General features: G+C 30.3%; 16 protein-coding genes. 10 read left to right on the top strand and 6 right to left on the bottom strand.

Annotation, left to right across the window (positions count from 1 at the left end; genetic code table 11):
• Window positions 1–13: 13 nt before the first annotated feature.
• On the bottom strand, window positions 14–859 hold the full coding sequence (locus WA327_RS01640) for a transketolase (protein WP_336065706.1): 846 nt from the start codon (window positions 857–859) through the stop codon (window positions 14–16).
• A gap of 226 nt (window positions 860–1,085) precedes the next feature.
• Between WA327_RS01640 and tgt the strand changes: the two genes are divergently transcribed.
• The 10 genes from tgt to WA327_RS01590 all read left to right on the top strand — a co-directional run bounded on the left by tgt (window position 1,086) and on the right by WA327_RS01590 (window position 14,107).
• Complete coding sequence (gene tgt / locus WA327_RS01635; RefSeq protein WP_336065704.1) at window positions 1,086–2,216, top strand: tRNA guanosine(34) transglycosylase Tgt; 1,131 nt, start codon at window positions 1,086–1,088, stop codon at window positions 2,214–2,216.
• 3 nt (window positions 2,217–2,219) lie between these two features.
• Complete coding sequence (locus WA327_RS01630) at window positions 2,220–3,293, top strand: LptF/LptG family permease (RefSeq protein WP_336065701.1); 1,074 nt, start codon at window positions 2,220–2,222, stop codon at window positions 3,291–3,293.
• Window positions 3,280–4,179, top strand: a complete 900-nt coding sequence (locus WA327_RS01625; RefSeq protein ID WP_336065700.1) for a DMT family transporter — start codon at window positions 3,280–3,282, stop codon at window positions 4,177–4,179. Before WA327_RS01630 ends, WA327_RS01625 begins: the two co-directional genes overlap by 14 nt.
• 120 nt (window positions 4,180–4,299) lie before the next feature.
• Window positions 4,300–5,253 (top strand): acetyl-CoA carboxylase carboxyltransferase subunit alpha, encoded by a 954-nt coding sequence (locus WA327_RS01620; RefSeq protein WP_336065699.1) that lies wholly within the window; start codon window positions 4,300–4,302, stop codon window positions 5,251–5,253.
• Between the two features lie 257 nt (window positions 5,254–5,510).
• Entirely contained in the window at window positions 5,511–7,040 is a 1,530-nt protein-coding gene (gene dnaB / locus WA327_RS01615) for a replicative DNA helicase (protein ID WP_336065696.1), read from the top strand.
• A gap of 10 nt (window positions 7,041–7,050) precedes the next feature.
• Window positions 7,051–10,110, top strand: coding sequence for a metallophosphoesterase (locus tag WA327_RS01610; RefSeq protein WP_336065694.1), 3,060 nt, complete (start codon window positions 7,051–7,053; stop codon window positions 10,108–10,110).
• A gap of 53 nt (window positions 10,111–10,163) precedes the next feature.
• Window positions 10,164–11,192, top strand: a complete 1,029-nt coding sequence (locus WA327_RS01605) for an AI-2E family transporter (RefSeq protein ID WP_336065692.1) — start codon at window positions 10,164–10,166, stop codon at window positions 11,190–11,192.
• Window positions 11,193–11,253: 61 nt separating this feature from the next.
• Window positions 11,254–12,513 carry an asparagine synthetase B gene (locus WA327_RS01600; protein WP_336065690.1) on the top strand — a complete coding sequence of 420 codons (1,260 nt, stop codon included), beginning with the start codon at window positions 11,254–11,256 and terminating at the stop codon, window positions 12,511–12,513.
• A 7-nt stretch (window positions 12,514–12,520) separates the two neighbouring features.
• Window positions 12,521–12,946 (top strand): secondary thiamine-phosphate synthase enzyme YjbQ, encoded by a 426-nt coding sequence (locus WA327_RS01595; protein WP_336065688.1) that lies wholly within the window; start codon window positions 12,521–12,523, stop codon window positions 12,944–12,946.
• Between the two features lie 93 nt (window positions 12,947–13,039).
• Window positions 13,040–14,107, top strand: coding sequence for an adenylate/guanylate cyclase domain-containing protein (locus WA327_RS01590; RefSeq protein WP_336065687.1), 1,068 nt, complete (start codon window positions 13,040–13,042; stop codon window positions 14,105–14,107).
• Here WA327_RS01590 and WA327_RS01585 read toward each other — a convergent pair.
• From WA327_RS01585 to thrS, 5 genes are all read right to left on the bottom strand, one after another.
• Window positions 14,100–14,915 (bottom strand): HAD family hydrolase, encoded by an 816-nt coding sequence (locus WA327_RS01585; protein ID WP_336065685.1) that lies wholly within the window; start codon window positions 14,913–14,915, stop codon window positions 14,100–14,102. The genes WA327_RS01590 and WA327_RS01585 overlap by 8 nt on opposite strands.
• Before the next feature lie 136 nt (window positions 14,916–15,051).
• A complete protein-coding gene (rplT, locus tag WA327_RS01580; RefSeq protein ID WP_027879973.1) occupies window positions 15,052–15,396 on the bottom strand; it encodes a 50S ribosomal protein L20 in 345 nt (114 codons plus the stop codon).
• A 99-nt stretch (window positions 15,397–15,495) separates the two neighbouring features.
• Window positions 15,496–15,693 (bottom strand): 50S ribosomal protein L35, encoded by a 198-nt coding sequence (rpmI, locus tag WA327_RS01575; RefSeq protein ID WP_027879972.1) that lies wholly within the window; start codon window positions 15,691–15,693, stop codon window positions 15,496–15,498.
• A 60-nt stretch (window positions 15,694–15,753) separates the two neighbouring features.
• The gene (gene infC / locus WA327_RS01570) at window positions 15,754–16,266 is read right to left on the bottom strand and encodes a translation initiation factor IF-3 (RefSeq protein WP_336066305.1); all 513 of its coding nucleotides are present in this window, start codon (window positions 16,264–16,266) and stop codon (window positions 15,754–15,756) included.
• 67 nt (window positions 16,267–16,333) lie between these two features.
• Window positions 16,334–18,268, bottom strand: coding sequence for a threonine--tRNA ligase (thrS, locus tag WA327_RS01565; RefSeq protein ID WP_336065680.1), 1,935 nt, complete (start codon window positions 18,266–18,268; stop codon window positions 16,334–16,336).
• Window positions 18,269–18,745: the final 477 nt, after the last annotated feature.

Here is an 18,745-nt window from a genome sequence, read left to right as displayed (position 1 = left end):
TTTTAATTAAGAATTAGTAGTCGCCTAAAGTTTCTGGGTTTTGAGATAAACCTTCAGCTAATTGATCATCGTTAGGTGCCTTACCATGCCATTCGTGTGTATGCATCATAAAATCTACACCGTTACCCATAACTGTTTTAAGTAAAACACAAACAGGTTTTCCTTTTCCAGTTTCTTTTTTAGCGTCTTCCATTCCTTTTTTAATGGCATCTATATTGTTACCATTTTCAACATCTATTACAGTCCATCCAAAAGCTTCAAATTTTGCTCTTAAACTTCCCATGGGTAAAACGTCGTCTGTAGCACCATCAATTTGTTGACCGTTTAAATCTACAGTAGCAATTAAATTATCTACTTTTTTAGCAGATGCGTACATGATAGCTTCCCAGTTTTGACCTTCTTGTAATTCGCCATCACCATGTAAACTATAAATTAAATGTTTGCATCCGTTTAATTTTTTAGCTTCGGCAGCACCTAAAGCAACACTTAATCCTTGACCTAAAGATCCAGAAGCAATACGTACACCAGGAAGACCTTCGTGCGTTGTCGGGTGACCTTGTAATCTAGAGTCTATTAATCTAAACGTGTTTAATTCTTCTACAGGAAAGTAACCAGCTCTTGCTAATACGCTATAAAATACAGGAGAAATATGACCGTTTGATAAGAAAAATAAATCTTCTCCTAATCCGTCCATATCAAAACCTTCTTTTCTGTCCATAATATCATTGTACAGGGTTACTAAAAACTCTGTACAACCTAGTGATCCACCAGGATGACCAGAATTTACTTTATGAACCATGCGTAAAATATCTCTACGAACTTGAGTGGTTAAGTCTTCTAATTGTTGTGTGCTTGCCATTTTAATTTTTAATTAGTTATAGTTGCTTTTTATAAGAGCTCAAAATTAAGTCTTTATAAGTCTGTATCAAAATTGAAACACTGTATTTATTAACCAAAACAGGCTTTTTGCTAACATTTTAATTTTTAGTCTAAAAAGCAGGATTTCTTTATTAAATTTTATATTCTATTTAAGATTGATTGTTGTTTTCTTATTTATATTTGCTAGCTGAAGATTTTATAGACCAATGACTTTCGATTTAAAAGCAAAAGACACACAAAGTAACGCAAGAGCAGGAGTAATAACTACAGATCATGGTGTGATAGAAACACCTATTTTTATGCCTGTTGGTACTGTAGCTTCTGTAAAAGGTGTGCATCAAAGAGAATTAAAAGAAGAAATCAATCCTGATATCATCCTTGGTAACACATATCATTTATACTTAAAACCTCAAACAGAAATCCTAGAAAAAGCTGGTGGTTTACATAAGTTTATGAATTGGGATAGAAATATACTAACAGATTCCGGTGGTTATCAGGTGTATTCACTTTCTGCTAATCGAAAAATTAAAGAAGAAGGTGTAAAATTTAAAAGTCACATTGATGGAAGTTACCATACGTTTACACCAGAAAATGTAATGGAAATTCAGCGTAGTATTGGCGCAGATATTATAATGGCGTTTGATGAGTGTACACCTTATCCATGTGATTACAACTACGCAAAACGATCTATGCATATGACGCATCGTTGGTTAGAACGTTGTTTAACACATTTAAAAAAGACACCATTTAAATACGATTATTCACAGTCATTTTTTCCAATTGTTCAAGGAAGTACTTATAAAGATTTACGTCAACAATCTGCAGAATATATAGCAGGTGTTGGAGCAGAAGGTAATGCAATTGGTGGATTATCAGTTGGTGAACCAGCTGAAGAAATGTATGCAATGACAGAAGTGGTTACAGATATACTTCCTGAAGATAAACCACGTTATTTAATGGGTGTAGGTACGCCAATAAATATCTTAGAAAACATTGCTTTAGGAGTAGATATGTTTGATTGCGTAATGCCAACACGTAATGCGCGTAATGGTATGTTATTTACAGCACACGGTACTATAAACATTAAAAACTTAAAGTGGAGAGATGATTTTTCTCCTATAGATGAAATGGGGATAACCTTTGTTGATACCGAGTATAGCAAAGCTTATCTACGTCACTTATTTAACGTAAATGAGTTATTGGGGAAACAAATAGCAACGATACACAATTTAGGTTTTTATCTTTGGTTGGTGCGTCAAGCAAGAAAGCATATATTAGCAGGAGATTTTAGAACTTGGAAAGACAAAATGGTAAAACAAATGGATAAGCGTTTGTAATACATGAAAATATTAGATTGGTACATATTAAAACGCTATTTATTAACATTTGTGATGATGTTAATTCTGTTTGTCCCTATTGGGATAACAGTTCACCTTGCAGAAAAAATTGGTAAAATCATAGAAAATGAAGCGCCTTTTGGAGAGGTTATGATGTACCTTTTAGATTTTACTATTTATTTTGCTAATCTTTTATTTCCTTTATTTTTATTTCTTTCTGTAATTTGGTTTACATCAAAATTAGCTAATAATACAGAGATTGTAGCTTTTTTAAGTTCAGGTGTTTCATTTACTCGCTTTTTAAGACCGTATATTATTGGAGGTGTAATTGTAGCATTGTTTTCAATTTTAATGGGATTATATCTCGCGCCAAATGCAAGTAAAGGTTTTTATGACTTTAAGTATAAATACCTTTCAGGTAAAAAGAACGACAATACAAGAAATGTCTTAAAGCAAATCAATGAAAACGATATTATATACGTGAGTAGTTTTGATGCAGCCAAAAAAATGGGTGTTAATTTCACTTTAGAGCATTTTGAAGATAATAAAATGACCTATAAATTAACAGCAGCAAATATAAGATATGAAGAGGAAGATTCGACTTATACTCTTCGTAACTATGAAAAGCGTATTATAGGTGAAAGAGATGATGAGATTATTCTTGAAAGAAGAAAAGACACCATTTTCTCTTTTGATTTAGAAGACTTAACTCCTGAAGATTTTATTGCAGAAACGTTATCATATCCAAAACTTTTAAAGTTTATTGATCGTGAAGAAAAACGAGGCTCTAAATTTTTAGGACGCTATCGATTAGCAAAATATCAAAAATGGAGTTTACCAGTATCAGTTTTCATTTTAACAATTATAGCAGTTGCCGTATCTTCAAGAAAACGTCGTGGAGGAATGGGAGTAAATCTTGCAATAGGTATTAGTATTGCTATGGTATTTGTCTTTTTTGATAAAATTTTTGGTACGCTAGCTTCACAGTCAGATTTTAATCCTTTATTGGCGGTTTGGCTTCCAAATATCATCTTTGGTATTCTAGCCTTCTTCTTGTTGCAAAATGCTAAACGATAAGTTAAAAAATTACCTTCACCTGCATTTCTTAGTTTTTATAGCAGGTTTTACAGCTATTTTAGGAAAGCTAATTTCAGTTAATGCGGTAAGTTTAGTTTGGTTTAGAATGGTGTTTGCGTCTATTTTAATGATAGCGTACGTTAAACTATTTAAGGTAAAACTTCAAATCACAAAAAAAGAATTAATTAAACTTTGTATAGCAGGAGTCATCATTGCTTTGCATTGGATTACTTTTTACGGAGCGATAAAAGTAGCTAACATTTCTATTGCTTTAGCTATGTTTTCTACAGGTGCTTTTTTTGCTTCGCTGTTAGAACCTATTTTTTATAAAAGACGCGTTATACCTTATGAGATTTTATTTGGAATTGTTGTAATTATAGGTATTTATTTAATTGTTCAAAGTGAAATTCAACATATTGAAGGCATGATTTTAGGTGTTGTCTCAGCGTTTTTATCTTCACTTTTTGCAGTACTTAACGGTAAGTTTTTAGAACAACATTCAGCAACAAAAATTTCGTTTTATGAATTTATAAGTGGCGTCGTTTTTATAACAATATATATAGCTTTTTTTGGTGAAGGTTTTTCTTCTTCATTTTTTAATATAAGTGCATCAGATATTATGTTTTTATTAATCTTAGCTTCTGTTTGCACAGCTTATGCATTTATAGCTTCGGTACATGTAATGCGGTTTATTAGTCCTTATACAGTCGTTTTGACTTATAATTTAGAGCCTATTTACGGAATAATTTTAGCATTAATTCTGTTTCCAGAAACCGAAATTATGTCGTCTTCATTTTATATTGGAGCATTCATTATACTTGGAGTTGTTCTAACAAACGGAATCATTAAAAACCTCAAATATTTAAGAAGAAAAAAGAAATCCTAATCTATTATATCCCTTTATTTTAACGTTTAAATGAAGCCAATTTTTAAAATTATTGGCATTATTTCAACTAAAAAAATGTAATTTTGTACGCTAACAAATAAACTAAAAGACACATTCCCTATGGAATATTTAGAATTTGAATTACCAATTAAAGAGCTAGAAGAGCAATTAGACAAGTGTCAAATCATTGGAGAAGAGAGTGATGTAGATGTAACGCAGACTTGTAAACAAATAGAGAAAAAGCTTCTAGATACTAAAAAAGAAATTTACAAAAACCTAACACCTTGGCAACGTGTACAATTATCACGTCATCCAAATAGACCATATACCTTAGATTACATAAAAGCCATTTGTGGCGAAAGCTTTTTAGAGCTTCACGGAGATAGAAGCTTTAAAGATGATAAGGCTATGATTGGTGGATTAGGTAAAATTGGAGACCAAACTTTTATGTTTATTGGTCAACAAAAAGGTTACAACACAAAAACAAGACAATACCGTAATTTTGGTATGGCTAATCCAGAAGGTTACCGTAAAGCCTTAAGATTAATGAAATCTGCAGAAAAATTTGGTATACCAGTAGTAACACTTTTAGATACACCAGGTGCATATCCAGGATTAGAAGCAGAAGAACGCGGACAAGGAGAAGCTATTGCAAGAAATATCTTAGAAATGACTAGATTAAAAGTGCCAATTATAACCATAGTTATAGGTGAAGGTGCTTCTGGTGGAGCATTAGGCATTGGTGTAGGAGATAAGATTATGATGTTAGAAAACACATGGTATTCTGTAATATCTCCAGAATCTTGTTCTTCAATTTTATGGAGAAGTTGGGAATATAAAGAGCAAGCTGCCGAAGCTTTAAAGTTAACAGCTAAAGACATGAAAAAAGTTAAGATTGTTGATGATATTATTAAAGAACCTTTAGGTGGTGCGCATACAGATAGAGAAACAACTTTTAAAACAGTAAGCAAAGCAATTGTTGATGCTTATGAAGAGTTTAAAAACTTATCACCAAAAGATTTAGTAAATAAAAGAATTGAAAAATATTCTGAAATGGGTGTGTTTAAAGGCTAACCCTTATAAAATCATTTGCTCATAAAAATCTGAAACTTGAGTTTCAGATTTTTTTTGTGCTTATTAACAAAAAAATCGAGTTATTAACAATCGTTTTGTTAATGACCTGTTGAGATTAGCCCTATTTCAAATTAAGGTTTTCTTAACAATTTATTTACTTTCGTTAACTCGAAAAAAAATCGAAATTCTTGAGATTTACAGTCAATAAAATTTCAGAAAAAATCGTTATATTTTAATCTATTATTTTATCCCAATAAATGAAACAACCAAATCAATTAAAAGGTTACCAAGTAGACAAAAGCACCTTGATAAATCTAGAAAAAGGAAAGGTGCCACCACAAGCTATTGACTTAGAAGAAGTGGTTTTAGGTGCCATGATGATTGATAAAAAAGGTGTAGATGAAGTTATTGATATTTTAAGTGCAGAAGCTTTCTATAAAGAAGCACATCAACACATTTTTGAAGCTGTCTTTATGTTGTTTCAAGAAAGCCAACCAATTGACTTATTAACAGTTTCAACACAGTTAAAGACTAACGGAAAGTTAGATATGGTTGGAGGTGATTTTTACCTGATATCTCTAACGCAAAAAGTATCGTCTTCTGCGCATATCGAGTTTCATGCGCGTATTATCTTACAAAAATACATTCAGCGTAGTTTGATTAAAATTTCTAGTGAAATTATTGAAGATGCTTATGACGAAACTAAAGATGTATTTGACCTTTTAGATAGTGCTGAATCTAAATTATATGAAGTTACACAAGGTAACATTAAAAAATCTAGTGAAACTGCTCAAGACCTTGTAATACAAGCAAAAAAGAAGATTGAAGAAATCTCTAAAAAAGAAGGAATGAGTGGTATTCCTTCTGGGTTTGATAAATTAGACAAACTAACTTCTGGTTGGCAAGAAAGTGATTTAATTATTGTAGCAGCAAGACCAGGTATGGGTAAAACAGCGTTAACGCTTACTATGGCGCGTAATATTGCTGTAAACTCAGGTATTCCTGTTGCGTTTTTCTCTTTAGAGATGGCATCTGTACAGTTAATAACGCGTCTAATTTCTAGTGAAACTGGATTGTCTTCAGAAAAACTAAGAACAGGAAAATTAGAAAAACACGAGTGGGAACAGCTTAATGTAAAGGTGAAATCTTTAGAAAAAGCACCACTTTATATTGATGATACTCCATCGCTTTCAATTTTTGACTTGCGAGCAAAAGCAAGACGTCTAGCCTCTCAACATGGAATAAAAATGATCATTATTGATTATTTACAGTTAATGACAGCGTCTGGAACTGGCGGTAACCGTGAACAAGAAATTTCTACTATTTCTCGTAACTTAAAAGCTTTAGCTAAAGAATTAAGTGTGCCTGTTATAGCCTTATCTCAGTTATCTCGTGCGGTTGAAACGCGTGGTGGAAGTAAACGTCCACTTTTATCAGATTTACGTGAGTCTGGAGCAATCGAGCAAGATGCAGATATTGTAAGCTTTATTTATCGTCCAGAATATTATAAAATTGACGAATGGGATGATGAAGAACGTTCGCCAACAGAAGGACAAGCCGAATTTATCGTTGCTAAACACCGTAATGGTGGATTAGAAAATATTAGGCTTAAATTTATCGGTCACCTTGGTAAGTTTGATAATTTAGACGACTTTGATACTCCTTTTGGACAAGAGTTTCATAGTAAGATGAATGCGGCTAATGATGATGCTTTCCCGCAATCTAATTTCCCATCTGCTAATGACGCTTTTGGCGGACCAGATGAAGATAATGATGTACCATTTTAAAAAATAATGAATGAAAATAGCTATTATTCAATTTACCGACATACATATTCAAACCGAAACTGATTTTATATTAAAAAGGAAAGATGAAATTATCAAATCGATTGTACCAAATATAGATGGGGCTCTTAAAGTATTCGTTGTTCTGTCTGGAGATATTGTTAATAAAGGAAGTAAATCAGAATTTGATATTGCTTTTGAATTTTTAAAAAACATAGAAGAGCAATTAAGAGCTAAATGCAAGTTTATAAATAGTTATAATTATGTTTTAGTACCTGGGAATCATGATTGTGACTTTAGCAATAAAGATGTTATAAGAGAAGCTTTGTTAGCTCAAACTTTAAATAAGGATATAGTAGATGGTGAAATATTGGATAAATGTATGTCAGTACAGAAAAATTTTTGGGATTTTTATCACAAATTGACAGGTAAAGAAGAAAAGTTCATTTCTTTAAAAAAACAATATCCACTCAATGTTGAAAAAGATTTAGTTTTTTATTGTTATAATACAAGCTGGTGTTCTTCTATTAAAGAAAAAGTAGGGGATTTAATTATTCCATCAAATAAATTTTTAGAATTTGAATCACCAGATAAACTATCAATTAATATTAGTGTTTTTCATCACCCTACTAACTGGTTATCACCTAATACTGATTTAAATAATAAAAAAGCTTTCGAAGCATTGCTTTTAAAAAAGTCTAATTTAGTTCTTTCTGGTCACGAACATACTGGTGCCTCAAAAAAAACAAAATCGTTGAACAGTAAAGATGGGTTTATTTATGTTGAAGGAAAAGCACTTCAAAATCTACATGACAATAATTCAGGATTTAATTTGTTTGTAATTGATACTAAAGATAATAACATAGTCAATTATGATTATGAATGGAATAAAGATATTTATCATCCTGTTAATACCCTTAGTTATAAAGTTTTTGATAAAAAAACAGGGTTGATAGTTAATGATTTGTTTTTAGAGAAAATTAATAAATTATCAATACCGATAAAACATCCAGAAAAGCCTGATTTACTTAATCTTTCTGATGTTTTTGTTTATCCTGATCTTGAGCCTATTTCCGAAAACGAAGAAAATTTAAAATATATTAATTCGGAAAATATATTAGATGATTTAAAATCAACAAATATTATAATTGAAGGAGAAAGTCAGTCAGGTAAGTCTTCATTAATTAATAAATTATATTCTGAATATTATGATTCTGGATATTATCCTATAAAATTAGAAGGAAAAAAAATAAAAAGTATAGATACTGTTGGACTGATTAAAAAAGCTGTTAAATCTCAGTATTTTGAAGGTAGACTTAACTATACTAAATATAATCAATTAGATAAAGAAAGAAAAATTATTTTAATTGATGACTTTGATAAATCAAATTTAAATCCAGAGTTTAAAGAAAAATTAATAAACAAGTTACAACCTTATTTTGGATCCATAATTATTACAGCTAAAGAGTCTGTAAAAGTTCACCAAATAACGGAAGTAGAAAAAGTATTTTCTGATTTTGAACATTATAAAATTTTACCTTTAGGTTACTATAAAAGGAATAAGTTAATAGAAAAGTGGATAAGAATTGGTAAGAATGAATTAACATTAAAAGAGGAAGAAGTTTTAAGGAAGGTTAAGATAACTTTTGATACAATTACTAATTTATTAGGAGAACAATTAATACCATCTTATCCGTTTTTCATATTAACTTTATTACAAAGCTTAGATAATCAGCTTAAATCTTATGATATTGCTCCAACTTCCTATGCTTATTGTTATCACAGTTTAATACATGTAAGTCTTTTAAGGCAGCACGTTAAAAATGATAAAATTGGTAGTGTGTTCAATTTTTTAATAGAATTGTCATTTAAGCTGTATGACGAATATAAATCTAAAAATTTAAGTGAAGATCAATTTAAGTTGTTTTACAAAGAATATACTGATAAGTTTATTTTTTCTTATGGTCTAGACGAAATACAGAATATTCTTTGTAATGCGGTTATATTAAACAAAGAGGATAATCATTTTTATTTCAGCTATAAATACTTGTCTTATTATCTAACAGCAAAAAAGATTTCAACTATTTTAAATGAAGAAAAAGGGAAAAATATACTTTCAGACTTGTCGGAAAATTTAAATATTGAAATGAATGCAAACATATTAGTTTTCCTTACTCATCATACAAAAGATAATAATCTTCTTGAGGAATTACTTTTTAGAAGTATGTTACCTTTTGAAAATTACAAAGCTATAACTCTTGATTTAGATGATACTTTTTTTAGCTTTTTATCTAATTTTGTTTCAACTATAAAGGACAATATTCTACCAGAAAATACAAACCCTAAAGCCAATAGAGAAAATGAACTAGTTAAAAGAGATCAAAAGGAGTTTAAAAGAAAGAATAATACAAATGATAATAATATAGAGAATGACGATTTAAATTTTGATGAAAATAATGAATCTATTGATATTATTGAAACCTTTAAGGTTATTAAGATTTTAGGTCAAATTATTAAAAATCAGCATGGTAACTTTGAAAAAGATAAGCTAATATCACTTTTAGAGGCATCCTATAACGCTTGTTTCAGGTCTATAGATTTCTTAACAACTGTGATAAAGGCTTCAGAAGAAGAAATAACAGAATTAATATTTAATAAATTTTCAAAAAAACAGCAAGAAAATTTTTCATTAGCAGATAGAGAAAAGATTAAAAATAAGATTATTAATTTTTTACAATTTTTAGGATACAGATTATGTTTGGCTTCTTTTTCAAACCTTTCATTGTCAGTTGGGACATCTAATATGAATGATATTTATGATAAAGTAGCTGATAAGATTGGCTCACCTGCAGCTAAATTAATTACATTTAATATCAAAACTTATTACGGTCAATTAAGTATTCCTGAATTAAAGAAAATTAATGAAGAGTTTAAAAATAATCATGTTGCTATGCATTTGTTAAAATCGCGTGTTTACAGTTATGTTTATAACAATTATGTTGATTTTAAAAAAAGGGATCAAATTCTGAGTATTTTAGATTTAAAATCTTTACCAATAACAACTAAATCCTAATTTCATTATAATTATAGCTATTTCAACTATCTGATTCATACATTAAACCTACAATGGATAAAATAAAAACTACCAATTATTTATTATTAATAATTGTAATTCCAATACTGTTTTACCTTTTAAAAATTTTGTCATTCATCTTTATTCCATTGGTGTTTTCAATGTTTATAGCGTTGTTGTTTCTGCCAATATTAAGGAATTTAAGAAGACGTAACATACCAAAATACCTAAGTATATTATTGGTGTTGTTACTTATTGTTGCTGGCGTTTGGATAGGAGTAGAGTTGGTAAAATTGTCAAGTAGAGAAATCTTAACTTCAGATTCTCATTTTTTTGATAAAGCGCAATTAAAAATCAATACTTTGGTTGCTAACATAGAGTCTTTCTTAGGGATTCAACAAGTAGAAGGTGTACAAACCATAAGTAGATATTTAAACAAAGATGTAATTTTAAATAATTTATCACCTACAGTTAGTTTTATTACTAAATTTTTAACCGCTTTGCTAACAACTACTTTTTTTGTGGTTTTATGGTTAGCAGAATCTATAAACGTAGAACGATTAATTAATAGAACAATTTTAAAACAAAAACACACTTCAATAAAAACCTTTAGAAAGATTGAAAAAGACTTAATAAAATTTATAAAAGTTAAGTTTTTGGTTAGTTTTCTTACAGGTGTTGGTACAGGGTTAGCATGTTACTTTTTTGATGTTAGCTTTCCTATATTTTGGGGCTTATTTGCCTTTATCATCAATTTTGTACAGATGGTAGGATCATTTATTACTGTAATTTTATTGTCTATTTTCGCATTTGTAGAATTAGAAATGTCAAGTATTTTACTCTTTTTTGTTATTTCTATTACTTCTGTTCAAGTTCTTTTCGGAGCTATTTTAGAACCTATTTTTATGGGAAAATCCTTCTCAATAAATATAATTGCTGTGTTAGTTATGTTAATGTTTTGGGGATTTATTTGGGGCGTACCAGGTTTAATCATGGCAATTCCTATCACGGTTTTCATAAAAATTATACTGGAACAGTTTCCCCGAACCAAAATTATTTCAGATTTACTTTCAGGCTCTTAAATCTTGCTTAAAATCATACTAAAAAATTAAAAAAGGCACTTTTTTTGTTTATCTTTCATCTATGAAAAAGACACTTTTTTTAATCCTTTTTTTATTATTTGCGTTTCAAAGTTTTGCGTCTTATGTGTTAATTCCTATGGATGCAGATTCGCAAAAAAACCACCTAAAAGCATACGGTATAACCTATTGGACTTTAGAGCAACAACTTAAAGTTAAGTGGTTACTAAACTATCGTGGCGGTTCGTTTTTATTGCCAGATTCTGAAAGAATTCAACGCGAATGTCAAATTAGAGGCGTAAGTTTTGAAGTTATTTCAGATGATAAAGCAGAAAGTATTTTACAAGACATAAGTAGCCCAAGTAAAAATATGGAAGCTGTAGTTTTAGAAAAAGCACCTAAAATTGCAGTCTACACTCCAAAAGGAAAATTACCATGGGATGACGCAGTAACTATGGTGTTGACTTACGCTGAAATACCTTATGAAACCGTTTACGATGAAGAAGTTTTAAAAGACGAACTTTTGCTTTACGATTGGTTACATCTTCATCATGAAGATTTTACAGGACAATATGGTAAGTTTTATGCTAGATATAGACAAGCAGCTTGGTATATTGAAGAAAAAAAATCTGCAGAAGCCTTAGCAACAAAACTTGGCTATGATAAAGTGTCTGAAGAAAAGCGTGATGTTGCTTTAAAAATTAGAGATTATGTAGTTGGTGGTGGATTTATGTTTGCAATGTGTAGCGCAACAGATAGTTTTGATATTGCTTTATCTGCAGAAGATGTAGATATTTGCGAGCCTATGTTTGATGGTGATGCAAGTGATGCCAACTACCAAGCTAAAATAGACTATAACAAAACATTTGCTTTTAAAGATTACACTTTAGAGCGAAGTCCTTTGGTTTATGAGTTTTCTAGTATAGATATGACTACAAAACGAAAAATACCTAAAGAAACGGACTACTTTTCGTTAATGGATTTTTCTGCAAAATGGGATCCAATTCCTACGATGTTATGTCAAAATCATACCGCATTAGTTAAAGGATTTATGGGACAAACCACTTCTTTTGATAGAGATGAAATTAAGTCTAATGTATTGATTATGGGAGAAAATAAGACTAATGGTGAGGCAAAATATATTCACGGAATAAAAGGAAAAGGTTTTTTTACATTTTATGGCGGTCATGATCCAGAAGATTACACACATAAAGTTGGTGATCCAAAAACCGAATTAGATTTGCATCCAACGTCACCAGGATACAGATTAATTTTAAATAATGTGTTATTTCCTGCAGCAAAAAAGAAAAAGCAGAAAACTTAAAATTTAGATGAAATTTTTTCAAAAAGAAATAAGTTTAACACCGCAAAGAAGAGGATTTCATTTAATTACTTCTGAAATTTTAGATCAAATTTCTGCTGAAATTAAAAATATAAATATTGGTCAACTTCAGGTGTTTATTAAGCATACTTCGGCAAGTTTGACTATAAATGAAAATGCAGATCCAACGGTTAGAGTAGATTTTGAAAGCTACATAAATAGGTTTGTTCCAGAAAATGAACCTTATTACAAACACACTTATGAAGGCGCAGATGATATGCCAGCACATATTAAAGCGTCATTATTTGGAGCTTCTGTAACTATTCCAATTACAAACGGAAAACTAAATTTGGGGATTTGGCAAGGTATTTATTTATGTGAGCATCGTGATTATGGAGGTAGCAGAACTGTAGTCGTTACAGCTTTTGGTAATTAACGTTTCTTTACAATCTTGCTAACTTCCATTTTGTATCTTTAAACTAAAAGAAGCAAACTTTTTTATTTCAATAAACTACTTACAAAATAACATTTGAGATATTATTTTATTCAGTTTTTTAAGCTATTAGGTTTAACCACTTTGTTTTGGTCAGGAGCATTTTGCCTATTTATTACTATAAGATATTTTGCAATAGGAGCAGAAGAAGGTATTGCAATAACAGACTTTTCTTTTGTTAAACTCTTAAAATTTGGTTTGTATTTAGGTGGACTAATAGGTTTTTTATATGCTATTGTAGAGTTTGTTTTTGACAAATTTGTGGCTAAAAACCTTTCACTTTCAATTATAATATTCTTAAAATTTTTGGTGTATTTGGTTGGTATGATATTATTCTTATCAATTATCTATGCTAGAGCAGAAGTAGAGCTAGATTTAAATTTGTCAAACGATTTAGGTTGGTGGCAACAAAACCAAGTATTTTGGTTGTTGGTTGGTTACTTTATTATCTGTTCTCAAGTATTTACATTTATTAAAATAGCAAATGAAAAGTTTGGACAAGGTGTATTTTTTAATTTTTTAATAGGAAAATATAGAAAACCAAGAGAAGAACGACGTGTTTTTATGTTTTTAGATTTAAAAGATTCGACCACATTAGCTGAACAATTGGGACATTATAAATACAGTAAATTAATACAAAGCTGTTTTTATGATTTAAACCGAATTATTGGAAGATACGATGCTGAAATTTATCAATATGTAGGTGATGAAGCTGTTTTAAGTTGGACTTATAAAAGAGGTATACACCATAATAATTGCGTTAAACTGTTTTATAAATTTCAAGACATTATCAATAAAAAAGAAAAATGGTATTTGAAGCAATTTGGAATGATACCAACTTTTAAAGCAGGTTTACATGGAGGAAATTTAATCGTGACCGAAGTTGGTACCGTAAAAAAGGAAATTGCTTATCACGGTGATGTTATTAATACTACTGCAAGAATACAAGGTGAATGTAATAAGTATGAAGAATCATTATTAATTTCTGAAAGTTTATACAAAACAATGTACAACCTTCAGAAATATAATATAAGATCTATTGGTGAAATTTCTTTAAAAGGAAAAGAAGAGTTGGTTAAAATACATGCGATTAACCTTATTTAGTAAGTCTTTTTTCTTCTAAAAGAGAAGATAAAATATACTCAACACCAGCATCATCATTACTTTTAGTGTTAAATCTAGCAGCTTTTTTTACGTTTGGATGTGCGTTTTCCATAGCGTAGCTAAAGTAGGCACATTCCATCATTTCTAAATCATTGTTATAATCACCAAAAACCATAGTTTCTTCAGCAGTAATGCCCAAGCTATTTTGAAGTTTGGATAATGCAAATCCTTTATTGGCATTTTGATGTGAAATATCTAGCCAAACTTCACCTGAAACTTTTACTTTATAATCAGCTTCTAGATGTTTTATCTGTGGATATAATTGCTCTTCAGACCCATGTTTGCAGTGAACGGCTATCTTTAAAAAATCGTCATTATCAATAGATGTCAAGTCATCAACTTGCTCGTATTTGGCATAAAACTCCTTAAAGAAATCTATAAAACTTTCGTTTTTAGTTTCGATATAAGCAGATTTTTTTCCGCAAAGGACAATTTCGATATCTTCAAAAGGTCTTAGTAGTAATACTAAATCTTTAATTTCTTCTTTAGAAAGATTGATTAAAAGCAAATCTTTGTCTTGCTGTTTTGTTATTGCACCGTTTTCTGCAATTATGGTAATATCGTTTGTTATACCATTAAGTTTATCTGTAATACTATAATATTGTCTACCACTTGCAGCAACAAAGTGAATGTTTTCTTTTTTTAAAGCTTCAAATAGCTTAAAGAAGTCTTGACTTACTTTTCCTTGATTGTTTAATAATGTCCCATCCATATCAGAGACTACAAGTTTGACTTGGGATAATTTCATAGTATTGTTTTGTACAAACCTAGTTGTTTTTTTCTGAATTAATATTAAAATTGTGTGAACAAAAAAAATCCGATTCTAAATAGAATCGGATTTAATTTATATAAGCGAAGTATTGTTATACAATTGGCAAAAAGCCTTATTTAACTTTATTTACAATTGCTTCAAAAGCTTCTGGGTTATTCATAGCTAAATCTGCTAAAACCTTACGGTTTAATTCGATATTATTAGCTTTTAATTTACCCATAAATTGTGAATAAGACATACCGTGTAATCTTGCACCTGCGTTAATACGCGTAATCCATAATGCACGGAATGTTCTCTTTTTGTTTCTACGGTCTCTGTATGCATATTGCATAGCTTTGTCTACCGCATTTTTTGCTACTGTCCAAACGTTTTTACGACGTCCAAAGTAACCTTTTGCTTGTTTAAGCACCTTTTTTCTTCTGGCTCTTTTAGCTACAGAATTTACTGATCTAGGCATAATTTAATTGTTTTTTTGTAGTAGGCGGTTAATTATTTAACACTTTGATTGAGCCTAACTCCAGGGTTTATAAAATAATTTTAACCGGTTAAAATGTTGTTACTTTAAACGTAACATGATTTTAACATTGTTCTCATCTGCATCATGTACTAATGCATCGTGAGTTAAAGCTAACTTACGTTTTTTAGACTTCTTTGTTAAGATGTGACTTTTAAACGCGTGCTTTCTTTTAATTTTACCAGTACCAGTAAGCTTAAAACGCTTTTTAGCACTAGATTTTGTTTTCATTTTAGGCATTTTGTTTCCTAGTTTTAATTATTTCGCTTATACTATTTTGACTCTTAAATAAGAGTTGTTTTATTTTTTTGGAGCAATAAACATTGTCATTCGTTTTCCTTCAAGTTTAGGCATTTGTTCTACTTTTCCAAATTCTTCTAAATCTTGAGCTAAACGTAATAATAATATTTGTCCTTGCTCTTTAAACACTATAGAACGTCCTTTAAAGAATACAAATGCTTTTAATTTTGCACCGTCTTTTAAAAACTTCTCTGCGTGTTTTTTCTTAAATTCATAATCATGATCATCTGTTTGAGGACCAAATCTTATTTCTTTAATAACAACTTTAGATGCTTTAGCTTTTAAAGCTTTTTCACGCTTTTTTTGTTCGTAAAGAAATTTCTTATAATCCATTACTTTACAAACAGGTGGATCAGCTTTGGGTGAGATTTCTACCAAATCAAGTTCTTGTTCTTCGGCAAATGCTAAAGCTTGTTTGATTGGGTATATACCTACTTCTACATTGTCTCCAACTACACGTACTTTTTCTGCTCTAATTTTAGAGTTAATTCTGTGTTGGTCTTCTTTGACTATTCTTGCTGGTCCTCTTGATCTTTTTCTACGTATTGCTATGGCTTTTCGTTTTTAGTTAAACTTAAATTTAAAATTGTTTTTTTGTCTTATTAATTTCGTTTTTAATAATTTCTGCAAATTCATCTACACTAATCATGCCTAAATCTGCACCACCATGTTGTCTTACAGAAATTTTATTTTCTTTTTCTTCTTGCTCTCCTATGATAATCATGTAAGGCGTTTTATTCATTTCTGCCTCTCTAATCTTCTTACCTATAGTTTCGCTTCGATTATCGATAAGGGCGCGAATTTCGTGATTTTCTAGCAAATTTAAAACATTTTGACCGTAATTTTCATATTTTTCACTTAGAGTTAACACAGAAACTTGTGTTGGCATTAACCAAAGCGGGAAATTTCCTCCGGTATGTTCTAGCAAAATTGCTATAAATCTTTCCATGCTTCCAAACGGTGCACGGTGTATCATTACAGGTCTGTGTGACTCATTATCGCTACCTTTGTAACTTAAGTTGAAACGCTCTGGCAAGTTGTAATCTACTTGGATTGTTCCTAATTGCCATTGTCTACCTAAAGCGTCTTTTACCATAAAGTCTAACTTAGGTCCGTAAAATGCAGCTTCACCTGTTTCTATAATATAGTTTAAATTTTTCTCTTTTGCAGCATTTAGGATAGCTTTTTCTGCTTTTTCCCAATTTTCGTCACTTCCTATGTATTTTTCAGGTTTTTCAGGATCACGTAAAGATACTTGTGCTGTAAAGTTTTCAAATCCTAAAGACCCAAATACATATAATACTAAGTCTATTACATTTTTAAACTCTTGATCCAATTGGTCTGGTGTACAGAAAATATGTGCATCATCTTGAGTAAATCCTCTTACACGAGTTAAACCATGTAATTCTCCACTTTGCTCATATCTATATACGGTACCAAATTCGGCATAGCGTTTTGGTAAATCTTTATATGACCATTGTGTGTTGTTGTATATTTCGCAATGATGAGGACAGTTCATCGGTTTTAATAAGAATTCTTCATCCTCTTTTGGTGTAGTGATAGGTTGAAAACTATCTTCACCATATTTAGCATAATGTCCAGAAGTTACATAAAGTTCTTTTTGGCCTATATGAGGTGTAACAACCATTTCGTAACCTGCTTTCTTTTGCGCAGTTTTTAAGAAATTTTCTAATCGTTCTCTTAAAGCAGCTCCTTTAGGTAACCATAAAGGTAAACCTTGTCCTACTTTTTGTGAAAAAGCAAATAGTTCTAATTCTTTTCCAAGTTTTCTATGATCACGTTTTTTAGCTTCTTCTAAAAGTTCTAAATATTCTTTTAAGTCCTTTTGTTTAGGAAATGAAATACCATAAACACGGGTTAACTGTGGTTTGTTTTCATCACCTCGCCAATATGCACCAGCTACAGATAGTATTTTTACAGCTTTTATTATTCCAGTATTAGGGATATGTCCACCTCTACATAAATCTGTAAAAGTAGAATGATCACAAAATGTTATTGTTCCATCTTCTAAATTTTCAATAAGTTCTGTCTTATATATATTGTCTTTATATAATGATAGTGCATCGGCCTTAGAAACAGAGCGCATATTAAAATTGTGCTTTCCCCTAGCAATCTCAAGCATTTTATCTTCGATAGTTTTAAAATCTTTATCGCTAACTACGTGCTCGCCAAAATCAACATCATAATAAAAACCATTATCAATAGCAGGACCAATCGTTAATTTGCAACCAGGATATAATTCTTCTAAAGCTTGAGCAAGTACGTGAGCAGAACTATGCCAGAAAGCTTTTTTTCCTTCATCATCATTCCAAGTATAAAGCACAAGAGAACCATCGGTGGTTAATTCAGTAGATGTTTCTACAGTTGTACCATTAAAATTAGCTGAAATAACATTCCTTGCCAATCCTTCGCTTATGCTTTTAGCAACATCCATTGGAGTAGTCCCTTCATCAAAAGACTTAACACTACCATCAGGTAAAGTAATTTTTATCATGAAATTTTAAAATTAAGGTGCAAATATAATAGTATAATAGTACACAAACAATATATATATGTAACATATATATATGATGTAATATTTTTTATAGCGTTTCTCTAAGGGTCGGGCTTTCACTAGTTGCTTTTTTTTAGGCAGGGAAGTCTTACCTATTAAATAGTTAATTGCAAAAGGCAAGGTCTAATTTCAATATTTAAGTCATAAGTAATAAAGAAAAAGAGTTCAGGTAGGTCGTTCAATCCCTAACGCGGGTAAAACAGCACCAGTTGTTTTATAGAGACAAACTATCTACATATAATAATAGAGACACACTATAATAATTACATAAAAGGCAATTAATAGTTTCAATAATAAAAAACATCAAAAAAAGTTTGCTGTGTAAAGTACTGAAAACAAGGGTTAAAAAAAGGAAAATAAAAAAAAGATAAAAAAAGATTAAAAAAAGGGTTGTGGGATTAAAAAAGGGTTTTATAT

This window comes from Mesoflavibacter sp. CH_XMU1404-2, assembly GCF_037029465.1.
Lineage (GTDB): Bacteria > Bacteroidota > Bacteroidia > Flavobacteriales > Flavobacteriaceae > Mesoflavibacter.
Note: the sequence above shows the minus strand (reverse complement) of the source record. Positions and strands in the feature narration are given on the sequence as shown.

What these genes read in the sequence shown, in the direction of transcription:
- WA327_RS01640 (WP_336065706.1), bottom strand. Translation starts at nt 859, where the DNA reads ATGGCAAGCACACAACAATTAGAAGACTTAACCACTCAAGTTCGTAGA.
- tgt (WP_336065704.1), top strand. Translation starts at nt 1,086, where the DNA reads ATGACTTTCGATTTAAAAGCAAAAGACACACAAAGTAACGCAAGAGCA.
- WA327_RS01630 (WP_336065701.1), top strand. Translation starts at nt 2,220, where the DNA reads ATGAAAATATTAGATTGGTACATATTAAAACGCTATTTATTAACATTT.
- WA327_RS01625 (WP_336065700.1), top strand. Translation starts at nt 3,280, where the DNA reads ATGCTAAACGATAAGTTAAAAAATTACCTTCACCTGCATTTCTTAGTT.
- WA327_RS01620 (WP_336065699.1), top strand. Translation starts at nt 4,300, where the DNA reads ATGGAATATTTAGAATTTGAATTACCAATTAAAGAGCTAGAAGAGCAA.
- dnaB (WP_336065696.1), top strand. Translation starts at nt 5,511, where the DNA reads ATGAAACAACCAAATCAATTAAAAGGTTACCAAGTAGACAAAAGCACC.
- WA327_RS01610 (WP_336065694.1), top strand. Translation starts at nt 7,051, where the DNA reads ATGAAAATAGCTATTATTCAATTTACCGACATACATATTCAAACCGAA.
- WA327_RS01605 (WP_336065692.1), top strand. Translation starts at nt 10,164, where the DNA reads ATGGATAAAATAAAAACTACCAATTATTTATTATTAATAATTGTAATT.
- WA327_RS01600 (WP_336065690.1), top strand. Translation starts at nt 11,254, where the DNA reads ATGAAAAAGACACTTTTTTTAATCCTTTTTTTATTATTTGCGTTTCAA.
- WA327_RS01595 (WP_336065688.1), top strand. Translation starts at nt 12,521, where the DNA reads ATGAAATTTTTTCAAAAAGAAATAAGTTTAACACCGCAAAGAAGAGGA.
- WA327_RS01585 (WP_336065685.1), bottom strand. Translation starts at nt 14,915, where the DNA reads ATGAAATTATCCCAAGTCAAACTTGTAGTCTCTGATATGGATGGGACA.
- rplT (WP_027879973.1), bottom strand. Translation starts at nt 15,396, where the DNA reads ATGCCTAGATCAGTAAATTCTGTAGCTAAAAGAGCCAGAAGAAAAAAG.
- rpmI (WP_027879972.1), bottom strand. Translation starts at nt 15,693, where the DNA reads ATGCCTAAAATGAAAACAAAATCTAGTGCTAAAAAGCGTTTTAAGCTT.
- thrS (WP_336065680.1), bottom strand. Translation starts at nt 18,268, where the DNA reads ATGATAAAAATTACTTTACCTGATGGTAGTGTTAAGTCTTTTGATGAA.